We start from the raw sequence: 17,934 nt of genomic DNA on the forward strand, positions 1-17,934 counted from the left end.
AGAGGATTTTTTATGTCTAAGCCACTGGCACTGACAGAACTTGTATTGCGTGATGCCCACCAGTCTTTACTGGCTACCCGCATGCGCCTGGAAGACATGTTACCCATTGCAGGCGAGCTCGATAATGCAGGTTTCTGGTCTGTTGAATCCTGGGGAGGGGCAACGTTTGATGCCTGTATCCGTTATCTGGGTGAGGATCCGTGGGAGCGTATCCGGGCGCTGAAAAAAGCCATGCCGAAAACCCGGCAACAAATGTTGCTTCGTGGGCAGAACTTATTAGGATACCGCCACTATGCTGATGATGTGGTTACCCGGTTTGTTGAACGTGCCCATGAAAATGGCGTGGATGTTTTTCGCATATTTGATGCGATGAACGATGTTCGCAATCTGCAAACGGCAGTTAAGGCTGCTATTGATTGTGGCGCTCACGCGCAGGGTACCATGTCCTATACCATCAGCCCTATGCACACCATCGACGGCTGGGTGGATATGGCGAAGCAGCTCGAAGACATGGGCGTGCATTCTATCTGCATTAAGGACATGGCTGGTTTGCTTAAACCTTACGAGTGCGAAACGCTGGTTACCCGCCTGAAAGAAACGGTGCAGGTGCCCATTGCCATGCAGTGTCACGCTACAACCGGCCTGAGTACTGCAACCTATCAAAAGGCCATCGATGCCGGCATTGATATGCTGGATACCGCTATATCGTCAATGAGTATGACCTACGGTCACAGCGCCACTGAGACTATAGTGTCGGCCCTCGAAGGCACAGAAAGAGACACTGGCTTGTCGCTTGAGGGATTAGAAGAAATTGCCGCTTACTTCCGCGACGTGAGAAAGAAATACGCCAGGTTTGAAGGCAGCCTGAAAGGAGTGGATGCCCGTATTCTACTGGCGCAAGTGCCGGGCGGCATGTTAACCAATATGGAAAGCCAGCTGAAAGAGCAGGGCGCCGAAGATAAGTTTGATGAAGTATTGAAAGAAATTCCCCGTGTACGTGAAGATCTTGGCTTCATTCCCCTGGTCACACCTACCTCACAAATCGTGGGGACTCAGGCTGTTTTGAACGTACTCACCGGCGAACGTTATAAAAGTATTTCCAAAGAAACGGCGGGTGTACTGAAAGGCGAATATGGCGCAACTGCTGCGCCGGTGAATGCTGAATTGCAGGCCCGTGTGCTTGATGGTGGTGAGCCGGTTACCTGCCGTCCGGCTGATTTGATCAAGCCGGAAATGGAAAGCCTGACTGACGACCTGGCATCATTGGCCAAAGAACAAGGCTTCCTGTTGGCGGAAGAGCAAGTTGACGACGTACTCACTTACGCCTTGTTCCCCCAAATCGGTCTGAAATTCCTGCAAAACCGCGGCAACCCGGATGCCTTTGAACCTGCGCCCGGCAAGGAGCCGGAAGTGACTACAGCGCCTGTTGCTGCTGCTCCAAAAGCCGCGGGTCAGCCCTCTAGCTACGATGTAAAAGTAGACGGCAAAGTGTATCACGTGGAAGTGGCTGAATCCGGCACGCTGACCAGTGTTACACCGGCCGCAACAGAGCGAGCACTGGCTCAAAGCAGCGCAGCCGCACCGGCTGACGGACAGGCAATCAATGCGCCGTTATCCGGCAATGTGTTCAAAATTTTAGTATCTGAAGGTGATACTGTGTCCAACGGGGATGTGGTTATTATTCTTGAAGCGATGAAAATGGAAACCGAAATCCGTTCCGCTTTTGACGGAACAGCTGGCCGTATTCTGGTGAAAGAGGGTGACAGTGTTGCCAGTGGTCAGGCGCTGATAGAGTTAAACTGATGGAAAAATTATCAATTTTATGGGACAGCACTGCGCTGGCGCATTTTCAGGGCGGGCAACTGGTGATGATGGCAGTGGGTTTACTGCTTTTATATCTGGCCATCGTGAAAAAATTCGAGCCGTTATTGCTGTTGCCCATCGGTTTCGGCGCGCTGTTAACCAATATTCCGCTGGCTGGCTTCAGTGAACCGGGTGGACTGTTATATTACATTTATGAAGTTGGTATTCATTCCGGCGTGTTTCCGTTATTAATTTTCATGGGCGTGGGAGCAATGACGGATTTTGGCGCATTGATCGCAAACCCCAGAATGTTGTTGCTGGGCGCGGCGGCTCAATTTGGTATTTTTGCCACATTGTTCGGTGCTATTGCCCTTAATTTCATTCCCGGTTTCGACTTCACGTTAAAAGATGCCAGTGCTATTGCCATCATAGGTGGTGCTGACGGACCCACGGCAATCTTTCTGGCTTCCCGTCTTGCTCCTGATTTGCTGGGTGCAATTGCTGTCGCCGCTTATTCTTACATGGCACTGGTTCCTATTATCCAGCCTCCTATTATGAAAGCGCTGACCAGTGAAGATGAGCGGAAAATTGAAATGGCGCAGTTACGCCATGTGTCGCAAAAAGAGAAAATCATATTTCCTCTGGCGGTACTCATTCTGACCATTTTATTCCTGCCTTCTGCAACACCACTGGTGGGTATGTTTTGTTTCGGTAACCTCATGCGGGAATGCGGTGTGGTAGACCGGCTGTCAAAAACGGCGCAGAATGAACTTATCAATATTGTGACCATTTTCCTCGGCCTGGCTGTGGGGTCTAAATTATCTGCCGATAAATTTTTAACGGTGGAAACGTTAGGGATCCTCGGTTTAGGTGCGATTGCTTTCGCTATCGGCACTGCCGCCGGCGTATTGATGGCAAAACTCATGAATAAAATGAGCGGTGGCGGAATTAACCCGCTTATCGGCGCTGCCGGGGTGAGCGCTGTACCCATGGCGGCGAGAGTGGTCAATAAAGTGGGTTTGCAGAGTAACCCGCATAACTTCCTGTTAATGCATGCCATGGGGCCTAATGTGGCAGGTGTACTGGGTTCTGCCGTCGCAGCGGGTATTCTGCTGGCGCTGGTGGGTTAACTGTTTTTCCGGGCAACGTTGACCACTCAGGTCAACGTTTGCTGGGGCACCAGTGACTGATAAGCAAGGATCAGCTTTTTAGTCATATCATGTTGCGGCCAGCGGAAGATTGTTTCCGTTTTGCCGGTTTCAACAATCTGTCCGTTTTCCATCACGATGATCCGGTCGGCAATGTGTCTCACAATGCCTAAGTTGTGGGAGATAAAAATAAACGACAACCCCAGCTCTTTTTGCAGGTTCAGGATCAGGTTTACCGTCTGCGAGCGCACTGAAGGGTCCAGTGCGGCAAAGGGTTCGTCTGCGACCAGAATCTTTGGCTGTAATACCATGGCTCTGGCGATGGCTACACGCTGCTGCTGACCGTCAGACAACATGTGGCGGTAAAAGTAGTAGTGATCACGCAGCAGTCCCACTTTAACCAGAATATCTTCGATGACTTTCTTGCGTTCTGTTTCATCCAGTTCAGTGTTCAGCGATAACGGCTCATCAAGAATACGCCCTACAGGAATGCCGGGGTTCATGGCCTCGCTGCTGTGCTGGAAAATCATGCGGATATCGTTGCTGGCGTTATAGCTCTTAGTCGATTTCTTTTTGGCCGCGTTATACATCACGTTGCTGAGGAATATCTCGCCTTCATCGGCAGGCACTGCACCCACCAGCAGCTTGGCCAGCAGGGATTTTCCGGCGCGGTTTTCACCTATGATGGCAATGGTCTCGCCGCGCTTCACACTCAGTTCTATAGGACCTAAGGCAAACACTTCCGGCTTTTTCAGCCAGCGTTTCTTATCACTGTGGCGGAATGTCAGCCCGCTGACATGCATGATCTCACTCATAACTTCTCCATGTGCAGAGGGAAGTGACAACTGTAAGTGTGGTCATGAATACGACGCACGCCGGGCGTACTGACACAAGCGCGCTGGGCGCGGGGGCAGCGCGGGCCCAGCCGGCAGCCAATAGGAACGTGTTGCAATGAAGGAATGGTGCCGTCCAGTGCCGGCAGCACTGACTTAGGCGGTAAGTCATTCCTGAAACTCGGCGCACTGTCCAGCAGTGCTTTGGTGTAGGGGTGCAGCGGCCGTTTACGGATATGCTTCATCTTGCCGGATTCAACAGTTTGTCCGCAGTACAGCACTGTCATGGTGTGAGACATACTGGCGATGGCAAGCAAATCGTGGCTGACAAACAATATGGATAAAGACTTTGTTTGATTCAGACGTGTAAGTAATTTCAGTACTTTGGTCTTGGTGGTCGTTTCCATGCCACGGGTGGGATCGTCAGCAATTAACAGTCTGGGCTGTGAAATCAGCGCCATAGCAATCATGAACTTCTGACCAATGTCGGTAGGCACCTGGTGGGGATACGCATTCAGATAGTGCTTATGATTTTTAATCCCGACTTTGTGCACAGTACTGATAGCGGTTTTCCGGCGGTCCTGCTTACGTTGCCAGAACCATTTACCGTTTACCAGTTCATCCGGGATGGCTTCCTCCAACTGCTCACCTAATGTGGTGGAGGGATCCATGGCTGATACCGGATCCTGAAATACCACGCCGATATCCCGGCGCATCAGTTCACGCCGCTCTTTTGCTGACATGGACAGCATATTTTTGCCGTTCCAGCTCATTCTGTCAGCGGTGATACGCCACTGCTGGGGAAGTGAACCGGAAATTGCCTGAACCATCAAACTCTTGCCTGAACCGGATTCGCCAACCAGCGCGCGGATTTCTCCGCTGTTAACGGTCAGGTTCACTTTATCTAACGCTTTAACACGGGTATTCCCGTTGTCTATCTCAAGCGTCATATTCTTTATATCGAGCATGGGCATTAGTGTGTCAGCCTCCGTCGAAGTGCAGAGCGCAGTCCGTCACCGACAATGTTCACCGCCAGTACCATCAAAAATATCGTCAGGCCGGGAAGGCCCACATTCCAGGGCGCGATATAAGCCACATCCAGTCCGTCTGCCAGAATTACGCCCAGCTCGGGAAGGGGCGGCTGTGCACCGAGATTCAGAAAACCCAGTGCGGAAATGTCGATGACCGCAATGGATAACGCCAGTGAACCCTGTACCACCAGCATTTCAATCATATTCGGCAGCACCGAGTGAAAAAATAACTGCAAAGGCCGGGCGCCATCCAGCCTGGACGCCAGAATGTATTCTTTTTTCATTTCACTGCGCACATAAGAGCGGGTGTGATGGATAAATTGAGGGATAAGTGCCAGCGTAATTGCCCACATACTGTTGACGAGACCAGTACCCAGAATGGCCACGATAATAATGGCTATCAGCAGAGTAGGGATGGCCATCAGCGCATCCAGTGTATGATTTATCACGCTGGAGCGAACACCGCTGGTCATGCCGGCAATGGTACCGATTGTTACACCTGCCAGCATAGCGATAAGCACGAGCATCAGGCTGGACCCGAAGGTAACACGGCAGCCGTACATGATCCGGGAAAACACATCTCTGCCCAGTGCATCAGTGCCGAACAGGTGAGAGATGGTACCGTTCGCTTCCCAGCTCGGCGGCACCAGCAGGGCATCGATGTTTTGCTGTAACGGGTCGTAAGGCGCTACCAGCGGCACAAACAGAGATACAAAGAAAAACAGTCCGAGCACAATGAAGCCGGCAAAGGCCACATGACTGCTGCGGAACTCTTCCCAGGTGCGCTGCCAGGGAGAGGGCTGGGATTCTTCCTGATATAAACTAAACCGTGCCACGTTCGTACTTTTCCCTGCTTGGATCGATAAAGCGGTTAAACAAATCAATCAAAATAGTAAAACTGATCACCACAGTAGCTACAGCCAGCATACCAACTCGCAGTGCCGGGTAATCGCGCTGGTAAATGGCCTGAATCAGCCAGTTGCCAATACCCGGCCAGGAAAACAAGGTTTCAACAATCATGGCATTGGTGATGAGCGTCGTAATCTGGATCGCCATCAGTGGCAAAATGGGGAGTAAAGCGTTTCTCAGTATATGGCGGAAAAAGATTTGCCGCTTGGAAAGTCCGCGGGATTCGGCCGCTGCAATGTACGGGCTTTTCAGCACGTCGATCACTGAACGCCTTGTCAGCCGGACCATGGAGGCGGTGGAAACCAGCGCGATAGATACCGTAGGCAGGAGCAGATGGATGAGCGCATCGCTGAGTGCCAGGCCGCTGTCCACACTGTCAGCAATGATGATGTCGATGAGGATAAAGCCGGTTTGCGGAGGCACATCAAATAGCAGGCTCACACGTCCTGATAGCGGCACCACACCAAGATTCAGACTGAAAAATAAAATGAAAACCAGCGCTATCCAGAATACCGGAAATGAGTAACTGACCATACTGGCCGAATTAATCAGGTAATCCCGTTTGGTGTAACTGCGTAACCCCGCATAACAGCCAAGAGGCACACCCACAAAAATTGCGATAAAAAGCGCATAGGCACTGAGCTCTATTGTGGCGGGCATGGCGATACCAATTTCCTGCCTTAACGGCAGACCGGATATAAAACTGTACCCCCAGTTCCCCTGAAGCAGTTGCTGCACATAATAGATAAATTGAAACAGATAAGGCTTGTCGAGCTGAAACTGGCGGATGAGCGCAGCTCGCTGCGCCTCATTTTGCGGAGTAATCCCGGTCAGATTAACCAGTACGTCGCCGGGAAACAAATAAGCAAGGGCGAAGGACAATGCCGCCAGCACGAGCATAGTGGTTATAAACAGGGTCGCATAGCGGATCAGAATTTGTATCACAGGGATTTCGTCACTCCGGCAAAACGTACACCACCGTACGGATTAATACTCATGCCCTTCAGATTTTTACGGTAAGCCTGATACCGGTATGCGTGAGCAATAGGCACGATGGGTAATTCATCATACAGCAAGCGGTTAACTTCTTCATAGATTGCTTTGCGCCGCTCCATATTTTGCGTTTGCAGGGCTTCATTAATCAGTGAATCGTATCGTTCGTTACACCACATTGCGCGATTGGTGCCGGACGGGATCGCGCCGCAACTGAGCAAAGGCCGGTAAAAGTTGTCCGGATCACCATTGTCTGCGGACCAGCCAATCAACACGCTGTCGTGTAAGCCTTCCCGCAGATGGCGGCGAAACGTGGTCCAGTCATAAGTGACAATGTTTACCTGAATATCCACCGCAGACAAATATCGCTGGATCAGCTCTGCCATTTTGGTGGCATTCGGGTTGTAAGCGCGCTCCACAGGCATTGCCCAAATTGTCATGGTAAAGCCCGGTTCAATACCGGCTTCAGTAAGTAATTTTTTCGCCAGTACCGGATTGTAAGCGGTATCTTCGGCATCACTCTGGAAAGCCCAGCTTGCTGTAGGAAGCAGGGTTTTTGCCCGTGTGGCACTGTCAAAGTACACAGCTTCAAGGAGGGTATTTTTGTCGATAGCCAGTGCCAGCGCTTTACGCACGTCCGGATTGTCGAATGGAGGCCGGTTGGTATTGAACGCCCAGAAACCGATGTTCAGACCGGGTTTTTCCGACAATTCAAGCTCTTCACGGTTACGGATTACCTCCAATTCTGTCTGGGCAGGGAAGGCAATGGCATCACACTCTCCGGTGATCAGTTTGGCAAGCCTGATTGAGCTTTTCGGCGTGATGTCGTAAATCAGGTGTTCCGTGTTTGACTGGCCTTCCGGCAGCGACTGTTCACCCCAGTAATATTCGTTGCGCAGGAAACGGATGTAGTGGTCTTTGCGGTAGCTTTCGAATTTAAACGGGCCTGTACCAACAGGGTAATAGTCAATTCTCTCCGGCGTGCCCCGGCTCAACAGAAAGTCAGCATATTCGGCTGATAAAATAACGGAAAAGTCTGTCGCAAGGTTTGCCAGAAAAGAGCTGTCACGCTGTTTTAAGGTGATCTCAATCCGGTAGCCGTTGATGCGCTTCACATCTTCGATATTGGCAGCGATGCCGAGACTTTCAAAATAAGGGTAACGTCCACCGGACACGCGGTGATAAGGATTGGCTTCCAGCCGCCAGCGGTTAATGCTGAAAATGACGTCGTCGGCGTTAAAGCTCCGGGTCGGGGTAAAGTAAGGCGTGGTGTGAAATTCCACATCTTTATTTAACTGAAATGTATAGGTAAGTCCGTCATCCGATACCAGCCAGCTGCTGGCCAGGTTTGGCACAATCTGACCGGTTTCAGGATCGAAATCCATCAGCCGGTCGTAAACCTGGTGGGCGGTGGCATCGGCGGTGGTGCTTGATGTATCGGTTTGCGGGTTAAAATTCACCGGATTACTTTCAGAACAGTAGATGATACCTGACTGGTAAAAAGCAACCTGCTCTGATTTATCGCAGGCCTGAAGCCCTGTCAGCGCGACCAGTATAGTTGCCCACCGAAAACCCTGTCGCACCGTTATGCCTCCACAGATTCCTCTGAAGAATCCAGTAAATTGTATTTCTTTAAATAGCCTCTGAGCTGATGATAAGTCAGACTCAACTTTTCTGCAGTCTTTTTCTGATTAAACTGACTGTCTTCAAGTGCTTGCCTGATCATATCAATTTCAAATTGCTGGGAGCGCTCTTTCAGATCCAGCGGATAAACCGGAGCTTGCGCAGCTTCGGGTACCGGCGTAAATACTGCGTCGTTGGGAGGCGGGGGTAGATCAGGTTGAATGCCGTTGATTTCAGATGCCAGCGGGGGAGCGGTAATTCTGTCCTGAGTCTTAATGCGACCTTTTGGTCTGAAGGGGGATTCAAACGGGTCAAGAATGATTTCGTGAACAGGCAGGTGAGGGTTATTGCAGCGGTAAACGGCCCTTTCCACCACGTTTTTGAGCTCACGGATGTTACCCGGCCAGTGATAATCGAGTAAGGTGCGGCGGGCTTTCTCTGTGAAACCACTGAATAATTCCATATCCAGCTCCCTTGCCATATTAATGGCAAAGTTTTCAGCCAGTAACAGAATATCTTCTTTCCGTTCTCTCAGCGGTGGGATGGTAATAACGTCAAATGCGAGTCTGTCGAGTAAATCGGCGCGGAATTCACCGCTTTCCGCCAGCGCAGGTAAATCTTCGTTGGTTGCTGCTATCAGGCGAACATCTGTTTTGAGTGTTTTAGTACCACCCACACGTTCAAATTCGCCGTACTCAATGACCCGGAGTAATTTTTCCTGAATCAGACCTGAGGTGTTCGCTAACTCATCCAGAAACAGGGTGCCGTTGTTGGCGACTTCAAAGCGGCCCTCACGGCGCTTGGCTGCACCGGTAAATGCCCCCGCTTCATAACCGAAGAGTTCACTTTCGAGCAGATTTTCATTCAGTGCGGCACAATTCAGCTTGATGTAATTTTGATCCCAGCGCTGAGACAGAAAATGCAGACGGGCGGCAATAAGCTCTTTACCCGTCCCCCGTTCTCCGATAACAAGCACCGGCTTGTTAAGTGGTGCGATTTGGGAAATTTGTTCCAGTGTTTCCAGAAAGCTGTTGGCCTGACCCAGCAAGTTATCCTGTTGGCGAAATCTACTCATTTAGTCCCTCAATTGTTAGTCATTTAGACCAATAATTAGTGTAGATGAAAAACTTCGCAGAATCGAACATTAATTTAATTCAGAAAAAATGAATAAATTCAGTGAATTAAAAAGTATTAGCTAGTTGGCAAGCATATTGAATAGCTTATGACAGAGATGCGTATTAACTACGAGCATTAAAATCCATGCACTTTTGCATGATTCCATACGAGCTGGAGGTAATGAATATGGGTATCTTCTCGCGTTTCACCGACATAGTGAACTCAAATATTAATGCATTGCTGGATAAAGCTGAAGATCCGGAAAAAATGGTTCGTCTGATTATTCAGGAAATGGAAGACACACTGGTTGAGGTGCGTTCAGCATCTGCGAAAACCATCGCCAGTAAAAAGGAAATTACTGCACAAATCAGTAAATACGAAGCCGATGTACAGGACTGGCAGGCCAAAGCGGAACTGGCTTTAAGTAAGGACAGAGAAGATCTGGCACGTGCGGCGTTACAGGAACGTAAGAAAGCTGCAGAAGCTGCCGTTGCTCTGGGTAAAGAGCTGGCGGTTGTTGAAGAGCAGATTTCGAAATTGCAGGACGAGGTTGGACAGTTACAGGATAAGCTGGCCGATGCAAAAGCCCGTCAGAAAGCGATTATCATGCGCCAGAAAACGGCAAGTTCACGTTTAGAAGTGAAACGTACGCTGGATAGCAGTAAAGTAGATGCTGCTATGGGCCGGTTTGAGCAATATGAGCGCAAAATCGACGACCTGGAGTCCCAGGTAGATGCGTACGACTTAGGTAAGAAAACGCTGAACGATGAATTTGCCGAGCTGGAAGCCGGCGATAAAATCGACGAAGAATTAGCGGCATTAAAAGCTAAAATAAAAGAAAATAAAAGCGCAGAATAATGCGCGCCCGGTGCCGGTTTCCTTGCTCACAGGAAGCCGGACAATCGGCTTTGTGGGCAGTTCTCACTAGAAATCGGAGGTTATGGTTATGGACGAGGGAATACTGGCACTGTTATTGGTACCCTTATTTTTGTTTTTGACATTTGTCGCACCCATCTGGCTTATTCTGCACTATCGCAGTAAAAAGCAAGTCAGTCAGGGCTTAAGCGCAGAAGAGTTCGCAACAATCAATGAACTCGCGGAGAAGGCTGAAAAAATGTCTGACCGCATCAAAACATTGGAAGCCATTCTTGATAGTGAAGCGCCTCAGTGGAGAGACAGAGCATGAACCGTCAATTCTATCGTGACACCGAAAATGCCCGGATTGCAGGGGTATGCAGTGGTATAGCAGACTATTTCGGGTTGGAAAGATGGCTTGTCAGAATTCTGGTTGTGTCTGCTTTTTTCCTGCTTGCCGGTACCTTCGTGTTCATCGGCTACATCGCCTGTTGGTTTATTCTGGAACCGAAACCTGCAAATGTTACTGCTCAGCAGGATGATCCGCTAAGCCAGTTTAAAGGGCATCAGGGTAAAGGCTGGACGAACAGCAATACCGGTGCACAGCAGCATGAGTCATCCGGCAAGGTGTCGGTAAAGACAAAAGTCTGGCAAGCCGGTGAGCCACCAAAGCAGGCAGTGCATGATATCGCCTCGAGGTTCAAGGAATCAGAATTGCGTCTGCGCAAGATGGAAAAATATGTAACCTCCAGAGAGTTTCAGTTAAACCGTGAAATCAGCCAACTCTGAATAAAATGACAGGTGAAGCAGACCGGTAGTCAAAGAACTCAAATGAGGGCCGGTGACACATCAGTGTCACCGGCCTTTTTATTTACTTAAAATAATTCAATGGCTTACCTTAGTTTGTAAAATTAATGTTACATGGGAGGTCTCTGGCTGAATCAGCCTGAGACTTCCACAGTGTCATAAATTCCTTAGACTAAAATGAGTAACAGCAATTAAGGTATTTTATGGCGAAGTCATCTGCTTATCAGTCCAGACAACCGGACGAAAACGGTGTGATCTCCTGGTCCGGAGAAGAGAACACGATTTGGTCTGAGCTTTATCAACGACAGGATTCGTTATTACAGGGCAGAGCCTGTAAACAGTATATGGACGGGCTGGCACTACTGAATCTGCCAGCGCACCGCATACCACAATTAGGTGAGATTGACCGGATCCTGCAAGCAACAACAGGCTGGAAAACCGCGCCGGTACCGGCACTAATAAACTTCTCATCCTTTTTCTCGCTGCTGGCAAATAAGCAATTTCCGGTGGCAACATTTATCAGAAGCCGGGAAGAATTCGATTACCTGCAGGAACCGGATATCTTTCATGAGGTCTTCGGGCATTGCCCGCTGTTAACCAATCCTTCGTTTGCGCATTTTACCCATACCTACGGGAAGCTGGGTCTTGATGCGTCGAAAGAAGAACGTATCTATCTGGCCCGCCTGTACTGGTTTACCGTTGAATTTGGTCTGGTTAAAACCCCCGGAGGGCAGCGTATTTATGGTGGCGGTATTTTGTCATCGCCGGGTGAAACCCTCTATGCGCTGGAAAGCGATACCCCTGTGAAAGTGCCTATGAATGCGCTGGATGCCCTGCGTACACCTTACCGCATCGATATTATGCAGCCGCTGTATTATGAGCTGTCCGATTTCGATGATCTTTTTACCCTGGCAGAAAGCGATATCATGCATTTAGTGCGTCAGGCCATGCGGCTTGGCCTCTATGATCCCCTGTTTGAACCTGCGCCCAGACGGGTGAGTTAAACAAATTTAAGCGTTCCAATGTTAGTATTTTGTGATATCCTGTAAATATATATTTACAACAAAAATGACAGAATACTATGCGCTTAGAAATCAGTTGTCAGGACCGTCTTGGGATCACTCAGGATATCCTGGATATCCTGGTGGCTCATGAAATCGATTTACGGGGCATCGAAATTGATGAAGCGGGCAAAATTTTCCTCAATTTCCCTAATCTTGAATTCGAAGATTTTCAGCATCTCATGCCAAAAATCCGGAGGATCAATGGTATTGATGACGTAAAAACCACGCCGTATATGCCCGGCGAGCGGGAGCGGAATCAGCTTTCGGCCATTTTGCGTACTTTACCTGACCCGGTATTTTCCATCGATAACCGCTGCCGTGTACTTATGTGCAATGAAGCAGTGATTAGTGGTCTTGAATTGCCGTTTTCCGATATTGAGTCCACAGAAATCAGTGAGCTGGTTAAGGGTTTTAACTTTAACCGCTGGATGGAGAGCAAGGACAATGCGGCCACTTCAGTGAAGGTCAAGTTTATCCAGCAGGATTATCTGGCGGATATTTTGCCGGTAATAGTGCCGGATGGTCAGAACAGTGCCATCTTTGCCGGTGCGGTGGTGATTCTGAAATCAGAAATGCGTCTGGGTCAGCAATTTACGGCTTTCCATCAAACTGAAACAGATTCTTTCGACCACTTCATCATCCGGTCGCCGGCTATAGCAAAGGTTGTCAACGATGCCAAGCAAATTGCCGATCTTGATGCGCCGGTGCTGATCTTCGGCGAAACCGGTACGGGAAAGGAAATGATTGCCAAAGCCTGTCACCAGGCAAGCCGGAGAAACAAAGGTGAGTTCCTCGTACTTAATTGCGCTTCGTTACCTGACAGTGTCGCAGAATCTGAGTTATTCGGTTATGCAGCCGGTGCATATAATCAACCGGAGGGTAAAGCAGGCTTACTAGAGCTGGCGGCAGGCGGTACAATTTTGCTGGATGAAATCGCTGATATGTCTCCGCAATTGCAGGCTAAATTGCTTCGCGTACTGGAGCACAACGAATTCAGACGCGTTGGTGATGATAAACCCGTAGCGGTAAACGTACGTTTCATTTGCACTACCGGTCGGGATCTCGGGCAGATGGTGGAAGAGGGCGTGTTCCGAAAGGATTTATACTATCGCCTGAATGTACTGAGCCTGGTCATGCCGTCATTAAAAGAACGCAGACCGGACATATTGCCACTGGCCGAAGCATTCATTTTGCAACACAGCAGTAAACTGGGACGCCGTCCGGCCAAGCTGAGCAAGTCCTGTGTGGATTTCCTGCAGCAGTACCCCTGGCCCGGAAATGTCAGGCAGTTACAGAACGCCTTATTCCGAGCGCTGTCGTTGCTTGATGGCAATGAAATCTCTAAAGAAGATATCCAGTTGCCTTCCTGTGCACCCAGTGTCACGTACATCGATGAAAACTTTGACGGCACGCTGGATGAAGAGGTGAAGAAGTTCGAGCGGGATCTGCTGAAACGTTTGTATCCGTCCTACCCGAGTACCCGTCAGCTGGCGAAAAAATTAGGCCTGAGCCATACAGCCATTGCCAACAAGTTGCGTGAATATGGCATAAATAAAGGCACTGTAAAGTTATAGATACGCTCTGTACTGCCCGCTTTACAAAAATCTCGGGGAAGGGGGCTTCACAGGCGGGTATTTTAATTGTGTCCGCCTGTTGTTCAGTTTTATTTACAGCTTTCCTCCGTCAGACCTTCAATGTTATCCGCAGGCCCTGTCTTTTCTGATTGTTAAATTTGGTGTTTATTGATCACATAACTTTTACAAGTGTGAGGAAACATCATGTCACAAGTCGATTACTCTTATAACCCGCTGGGCTCAGACGGTTTCGAATTCGTTGAATATACCGCTGCTGATGAGAAAGGTATTGCGGCCCTTAAAGACCTTTTTTCATCTCTGGGTTTTGCTGAGATAGCCAGCCACCGTTCCAAGCGTGTGTGGTTGTATCGTCAGGGGGATATCAATTTCATTGTTAATGCTGAACCGGCATCACAGGCAGAAGAGTTTGCCAAATTGCGTGGCCCCAGTGTTTGCGGCATGGCGTTCCGTGTTAAAGATGCAGGAATTGCAATGAAGCACGCACTGGCAAACGGCGCGAAGCAATTCGTGGGCAATCTGGGACCCATGGAACTGAATATTCCTGCCGTTTATGGTATAGGCGAGAGCACGCTTTACTTTGTTGACCGCTACGGTGATGACAGCATTTACGACGTAGATTTCACCTTTTATGACGACTGGCAGGCAAGAATGGAAAAAGCCGGAGCCGGCCTGAGTTTTGTCGATCATCTCACTCACAATGTCCGCCGGGGTAACATGGCGTTGTGGGCCAATTTCTACGAGAACATCGGCAACTTCCGCGAGATCCGTTACTTTGATATAGAAGGCAAACTCACCGGCCTGGTGAGCAAAGCGATGACGTCTCCCTGCGGTAAAATTCGTATTCCTATTAATGAATCGTCTGACGATAAATCACAGATTGAAGAGTTTATCCGTGAATATAACGGCGAAGGTATTCAGCATATCGCATTAGCCACTGACGACATCTATCAGACAGTCAGAGATCTGAATGCCAGAGGAATGCGCTTTATGGATACGCCTGATACCTACTATGAGGGCGTGGATGCCCGTGTGCAGGGGCATGGTGAAGATTTGAAAATGCTCAAAGAATTGCGCATTTTAATCGATGGTGCACCAATGAAAGATGGCATTTTGCTGCAAATCTTTACCGATACAGTCATTGGCCCTGTATTTTTTGAAATTATCCAGCGCAAAGGTAACGAAGGTTTCGGTGAGGGGAATTTCAAAGCGTTATTCGAGTCCATAGAACTCGACCAGATCCGCCGTGGCGTTTTAGATGGCCAGGCGCTGGACGAGAAAGAAAATGCGTAACTGGATCCGGTTTCCGGCTGCGCAGGGGACGCACTCGAAGCAGGCCCACGCCGATTTTCCGGAAGAGGGCATTTATGAACGTGAAATTGGTCGCAGTGGCTTTTTTGGCCCTGCGAGTCATTTACATCATAAACATGCGCCGACCGGTTGGATTGACTGGGAGGGGGATTTACGACCCCGCGCCTTCGACCTGAATAAGTTGCCCCGTGATGCAGAGCACGGACCTTTTTCCGCTCCTCTGATCCTCGGCAATGCTCACTGTAAATACCGCTTATGGCATTGCCATACTGCCATGCCGCGCCTGGCCCGTAATGCTGACGGTGACGACTTATTGTTCATTCATGAAGGTGAAGGTGAACTGTTCTGTGATTACGGACATCTGCCGGTAACCGCCGGTGATTACGTGCTTATTCCCCGCTCCACGCTATGGCGGCTGGAGCCGGCAAAGCCCATGACCATGTTAATGATTGAAGCGACTAACGAAGCGTATGAGTTGCCGGATAAAGGCATGCTGGGAGGTCAGGCTATTTTCGACCCCGCCGTGCTGGAAATACCGCAAATCAATGACAGGTTTATCGGCCAGCAAGACGAGAATAACTGGCAGGTAGAGGTGAAACGGGGCAACAAGGTATCGGTGATCACTTATCCCTTTAATCCTCTCGATGCCATTGGCTGGCATGGTGAAGTGTGTGTGGTTAAGCTGAACTGGCGGGACATCAGACCTTTAATGAGTCACCGTTATCACTTACCACCGTCAGCGCATACCACCTTTGTGGCCCCGCGTTTTGTTGTCTGTACGTTTGTACCACGGCCAATAGAAAGTGACCCCGGCGCTTTGAAGGTGCCGTTTTATCACAATAACGACGATTATGATGAAGTACTGTTCTACCACGAAGGTGACTTTTTCAGCCGTGACAACATTGAAAAAGGCATGGTGACTTTTCATCCGGCGGGGTTCACTCACGGCCCCCATCCAAAAGCCTTTGCAGCCGGTCGTGCACATAAGAAAACATTTACTGATGAAGTCGCCGTGATGCTGGATACCCGTGATGCGCTTGAGATGGGGGATGCCGCGCTGGCGACAGAAAATCCGGAGTATGTGAATAGCTGGAAGACACCGGTGAAGGAGAATGAACAATGAAATTTGCGACCTATAAAAATGGCAGCCGTGACGGGCAACTGATGCTGGTTTCACGGGATTTGACCCGTACTGCTGCGGTACCGGATATTGCACTGACATTGCAACACGCTCTGGACAACTGGGCGCAGGTTGCCGGCGCATTGCAGTCACGATATGAACAATTAAATGATGGATTAATTGAAAGTGAGGCCTTCAAAGAAGAGCGCTGTGAGTCGCCTCTGCCACGTGCTTATCAGTGGGCTGACGGCAGTGCCTATGTGAATCATGTGGAACTGGTGCGTAAAGCCCGCGGTGCAGAGATGCCGGAGAGCTTCTGGACAGATCCGCTGATGTATCAGGGTGGGTCTGATGACTTCACTGGCCCCCGGGATGACGTTATTTTACCCAGTGATGACTGGGGTATTGATTTTGAAGGGGAGGTGGCGGTTGTCACCGACGATGTGCCAATGGCATGTTGTGAAACTGTCGCGGCTGAACGCATCAGGTTGATTATGCTGGTGAATGATGTGTCACTCAGGGGGCTCATTCCCGGTGAACTGGCTAAGGGATTCGGATTCTTTCAGTCTAAGCCTGCCAGCAGTTTTTCACCGGTGGCGGTAACACCTGACGAACTGGGTAGTGCATGGAACCAGGCACAGGTTTGCCTGCCACTACGCTCAACCTATAACGGAGAGTTATTCGGCATGCCACATGCGGGCACCGACATGACATTTAACTTCGCGCAACTGGTTGCGCATGCCGCGAAATCGCGTAATCTGGGAGCTGGAGCTATTATTGGCTCAGGTACCGTATCGAATAAACAGGGTACGGACCATGGCAGCGCTGTAAAAGAAGGTGGTGTGGGTTATTCCTGTATTGCCGAAATCAGGATGATTGAAACCATCCGTGATGGCAAGCCATCCACTCCCTTTATGCAGTTTGGCGACAGGATCCGCATAGAGATGCTGGATGAGCAGGGACACAGTATCTTCGGCGCGATCGAACAACAGATTAAACCACTCAGCTAACAAGAAGTGGCAAGCAAAAAAGGGCGAAACATGAGTCTGAAACTTTATGGTTACTGGCGTTCTTCGGCAACCTACCGGGTGCGCATTGCAATGAACCTGAAGGGGTTGGATTACGAATATGTACCGGTTCACCTGGTGAAAGAAGGCGGTGAACAAACTCATGAGGTGTTTAAGCGTCTGAATCCGGCGCAACTGGTACCTGCACTGGTGGATGACGACGAAGATTTCGTACTCAATCAGTCTCTCAGCATCATCGAATATCTGGATGAAAAGTACCCTGATACTTGCCGTCTGATCCCCGAGCACGCGCTTGAAAGAGCACGGGTTCGCGGACTGGCCCATGATATTGCTATGGAGATGCAGCCGTTAGGAAACTTACGGGTGCTGAATGCATTGCGGGATGATTTCAATGCGGAAGATGAAGACATTGCCGCATGGGTGCGCAAGTGGTCAGAAAAAGGGTTTCAGGCGATTGAACGTCGTTTGCAAACACAAGCCGGAAAGTACTGCTTTGATTTTAATGTCACCATGGCTGACGTTTGTCTGGTGCCACAGGTATACATTGCTAAGCGGTTTAAACTGGACATGACACCGTTTCCGCTCATTTCCAAAATTGTTGATAACTGTCTGGCGCTGGATGCGTTTGAAAAAGCGAGACCGGAAAATCAGCCGGACTGTCCTGAATAACCATGACATAAGAAACAAAAAGCCCGTTGATA

Annotated in this window: 17 protein-coding genes; 11 read left to right on the plus strand and 6 right to left on the minus strand. The window is 49.6% G+C overall.

Annotated elements, in window-relative coordinates:
- Positions 1-12 precede the first annotated feature (12 nt).
- Entirely contained in the window at positions 13-1,803 is a 1,791-nt protein-coding gene (gene oadA, locus J3369_RS06675) for a sodium-extruding oxaloacetate decarboxylase subunit alpha (RefSeq protein ID WP_349585195.1), read from the plus strand.
- On the plus strand, positions 1,803-2,933 hold the full coding sequence (locus J3369_RS06680; protein ID WP_119500617.1) for a sodium ion-translocating decarboxylase subunit beta: 1,131 nt from the start codon (positions 1,803-1,805) through the stop codon (positions 2,931-2,933). The genes oadA and J3369_RS06680 overlap by 1 nt, the downstream gene beginning before the upstream one ends.
- A 26-nt stretch (positions 2,934-2,959) precedes the next feature.
- On the opposite strand, the gene J3369_RS06685 is transcribed toward J3369_RS06680, so the two are convergent.
- The 6 genes from J3369_RS06685 to pspF are packed head-to-tail and all read right to left on the minus strand — an operon-like array spanning position 2,960 to position 9,415.
- Positions 2,960-3,766, minus strand: coding sequence for an ATP-binding cassette domain-containing protein (locus tag J3369_RS06685; RefSeq protein ID WP_119500618.1), 807 nt, complete (start codon positions 3,764-3,766; stop codon positions 2,960-2,962).
- A complete protein-coding gene (locus J3369_RS06690; protein ID WP_119500619.1) occupies positions 3,763-4,758 on the minus strand; it encodes a peptide ABC transporter ATP-binding protein in 996 nt (331 codons plus the stop codon). The genes J3369_RS06685 and J3369_RS06690 overlap by 4 nt, the downstream gene beginning before the upstream one ends.
- Positions 4,758-5,651 carry an ABC transporter permease subunit gene (locus tag J3369_RS06695; RefSeq protein WP_349585200.1) on the minus strand — a complete coding sequence of 298 codons (894 nt, stop codon included), beginning with the start codon at positions 5,649-5,651 and terminating at the stop codon, positions 4,758-4,760. The genes J3369_RS06690 and J3369_RS06695 overlap by 1 nt, the downstream gene beginning before the upstream one ends.
- Positions 5,638-6,669, minus strand: a complete 1,032-nt coding sequence (locus J3369_RS06700; RefSeq protein WP_303575342.1) for an ABC transporter permease — start codon at positions 6,667-6,669, stop codon at positions 5,638-5,640. Before J3369_RS06700 ends, J3369_RS06695 begins: the two co-directional genes overlap by 14 nt.
- Complete coding sequence (locus J3369_RS06705) at positions 6,666-8,300, minus strand: ABC transporter substrate-binding protein (protein ID WP_502877416.1); 1,635 nt, start codon at positions 8,298-8,300, stop codon at positions 6,666-6,668. The genes J3369_RS06700 and J3369_RS06705 overlap by 4 nt, the downstream gene beginning before the upstream one ends.
- Before the next feature lie 2 nt (positions 8,301-8,302).
- Positions 8,303-9,415 (minus strand): phage shock protein operon transcriptional activator, encoded by a 1,113-nt coding sequence (gene pspF / locus J3369_RS06710; protein WP_349585204.1) that lies wholly within the window; start codon positions 9,413-9,415, stop codon positions 8,303-8,305.
- 227 nt (positions 9,416-9,642) lie between these two features.
- Here pspF and pspA point away from each other — a divergent pair, with 227 nt between their 5' ends.
- From pspA to maiA, 9 genes are all read left to right on the plus strand, one after another.
- A complete protein-coding gene (gene pspA, locus J3369_RS06715; RefSeq protein ID WP_349585207.1) occupies positions 9,643-10,314 on the plus strand; it encodes a phage shock protein PspA in 672 nt (223 codons plus the stop codon).
- Between the two features lie 88 nt (positions 10,315-10,402).
- Positions 10,403-10,642, plus strand: coding sequence for an envelope stress response membrane protein PspB (pspB, locus tag J3369_RS06720; protein ID WP_349585209.1), 240 nt, complete (start codon positions 10,403-10,405; stop codon positions 10,640-10,642).
- Positions 10,639-11,100 carry an envelope stress response membrane protein PspC gene (gene pspC, locus J3369_RS06725; protein ID WP_349585212.1) on the plus strand — a complete coding sequence of 154 codons (462 nt, stop codon included), beginning with the start codon at positions 10,639-10,641 and terminating at the stop codon, positions 11,098-11,100. Before pspB ends, pspC begins: the two co-directional genes overlap by 4 nt.
- A gap of 221 nt (positions 11,101-11,321) precedes the next feature.
- A complete protein-coding gene (gene phhA, locus J3369_RS06730) occupies positions 11,322-12,122 on the plus strand; it encodes a phenylalanine 4-monooxygenase (protein WP_349585215.1) in 801 nt (266 codons plus the stop codon).
- Positions 12,123-12,199: 77 nt separating this feature from the next.
- Positions 12,200-13,756 carry a transcriptional regulator TyrR gene (tyrR, locus tag J3369_RS06735; RefSeq protein WP_349585218.1) on the plus strand — a complete coding sequence of 519 codons (1,557 nt, stop codon included), beginning with the start codon at positions 12,200-12,202 and terminating at the stop codon, positions 13,754-13,756.
- Between the two features lie 204 nt (positions 13,757-13,960).
- On the plus strand, positions 13,961-15,067 hold the full coding sequence (gene hppD / locus J3369_RS06740) for a 4-hydroxyphenylpyruvate dioxygenase (RefSeq protein ID WP_349585220.1): 1,107 nt from the start codon (positions 13,961-13,963) through the stop codon (positions 15,065-15,067).
- Positions 15,060-16,208 carry a homogentisate 1,2-dioxygenase gene (locus J3369_RS06745; RefSeq protein ID WP_349585223.1) on the plus strand — a complete coding sequence of 383 codons (1,149 nt, stop codon included), beginning with the start codon at positions 15,060-15,062 and terminating at the stop codon, positions 16,206-16,208. The genes hppD and J3369_RS06745 overlap by 8 nt, the downstream gene beginning before the upstream one ends.
- Positions 16,205-17,215 carry a fumarylacetoacetate hydrolase family protein gene (locus tag J3369_RS06750; protein WP_303575335.1) on the plus strand — a complete coding sequence of 337 codons (1,011 nt, stop codon included), beginning with the start codon at positions 16,205-16,207 and terminating at the stop codon, positions 17,213-17,215. The genes J3369_RS06745 and J3369_RS06750 overlap by 4 nt, the downstream gene beginning before the upstream one ends.
- A gap of 30 nt (positions 17,216-17,245) precedes the next feature.
- Entirely contained in the window at positions 17,246-17,902 is a 657-nt protein-coding gene (gene maiA, locus J3369_RS06755; RefSeq protein ID WP_303575334.1) for a maleylacetoacetate isomerase, read from the plus strand.
- The last annotated feature ends 32 nt before the right edge of the window (positions 17,903-17,934 follow it).

The organism is Alteromonas sp. NFXS44 (assembly GCF_040148705.1).
In the GTDB taxonomy this organism is placed as follows: domain Bacteria; phylum Pseudomonadota; class Gammaproteobacteria; order Enterobacterales; family Alteromonadaceae; genus Alteromonas.

Excerpts from the sequence above, each read along its gene's own strand:
- phhA (WP_349585215.1), top strand. The coding sequence starts at position 11,322 with ATGGCGAAGTCATCTGCTTATCAGTCCAGACAACCGGACGAAAACGGT.
- pspA (WP_349585207.1), top strand. The coding sequence starts at position 9,643 with ATGGGTATCTTCTCGCGTTTCACCGACATAGTGAACTCAAATATTAAT.
- J3369_RS06690 (WP_119500619.1), bottom strand. The coding sequence starts at position 4,758 with ATGCCCATGCTCGATATAAAGAATATGACGCTTGAGATAGACAACGGG.
- J3369_RS06750 (WP_303575335.1), top strand. The coding sequence starts at position 16,205 with ATGAAATTTGCGACCTATAAAAATGGCAGCCGTGACGGGCAACTGATG.
- J3369_RS06745 (WP_349585223.1), top strand. The coding sequence starts at position 15,060 with ATGCGTAACTGGATCCGGTTTCCGGCTGCGCAGGGGACGCACTCGAAG.
- pspC (WP_349585212.1), top strand. The coding sequence starts at position 10,639 with ATGAACCGTCAATTCTATCGTGACACCGAAAATGCCCGGATTGCAGGG.
- pspB (WP_349585209.1), top strand. The coding sequence starts at position 10,403 with ATGGACGAGGGAATACTGGCACTGTTATTGGTACCCTTATTTTTGTTT.
- J3369_RS06680 (WP_119500617.1), top strand. The coding sequence starts at position 1,803 with ATGGAAAAATTATCAATTTTATGGGACAGCACTGCGCTGGCGCATTTT.
- hppD (WP_349585220.1), top strand. The coding sequence starts at position 13,961 with ATGTCACAAGTCGATTACTCTTATAACCCGCTGGGCTCAGACGGTTTC.
- maiA (WP_303575334.1), top strand. The coding sequence starts at position 17,246 with ATGAGTCTGAAACTTTATGGTTACTGGCGTTCTTCGGCAACCTACCGG.
- tyrR (WP_349585218.1), top strand. The coding sequence starts at position 12,200 with ATGCGCTTAGAAATCAGTTGTCAGGACCGTCTTGGGATCACTCAGGAT.
- oadA (WP_349585195.1), top strand. The coding sequence starts at position 13 with ATGTCTAAGCCACTGGCACTGACAGAACTTGTATTGCGTGATGCCCAC.
- pspF (WP_349585204.1), bottom strand. The coding sequence starts at position 9,415 with ATGAGTAGATTTCGCCAACAGGATAACTTGCTGGGTCAGGCCAACAGC.
- J3369_RS06685 (WP_119500618.1), bottom strand. The coding sequence starts at position 3,766 with ATGAGTGAGATCATGCATGTCAGCGGGCTGACATTCCGCCACAGTGAT.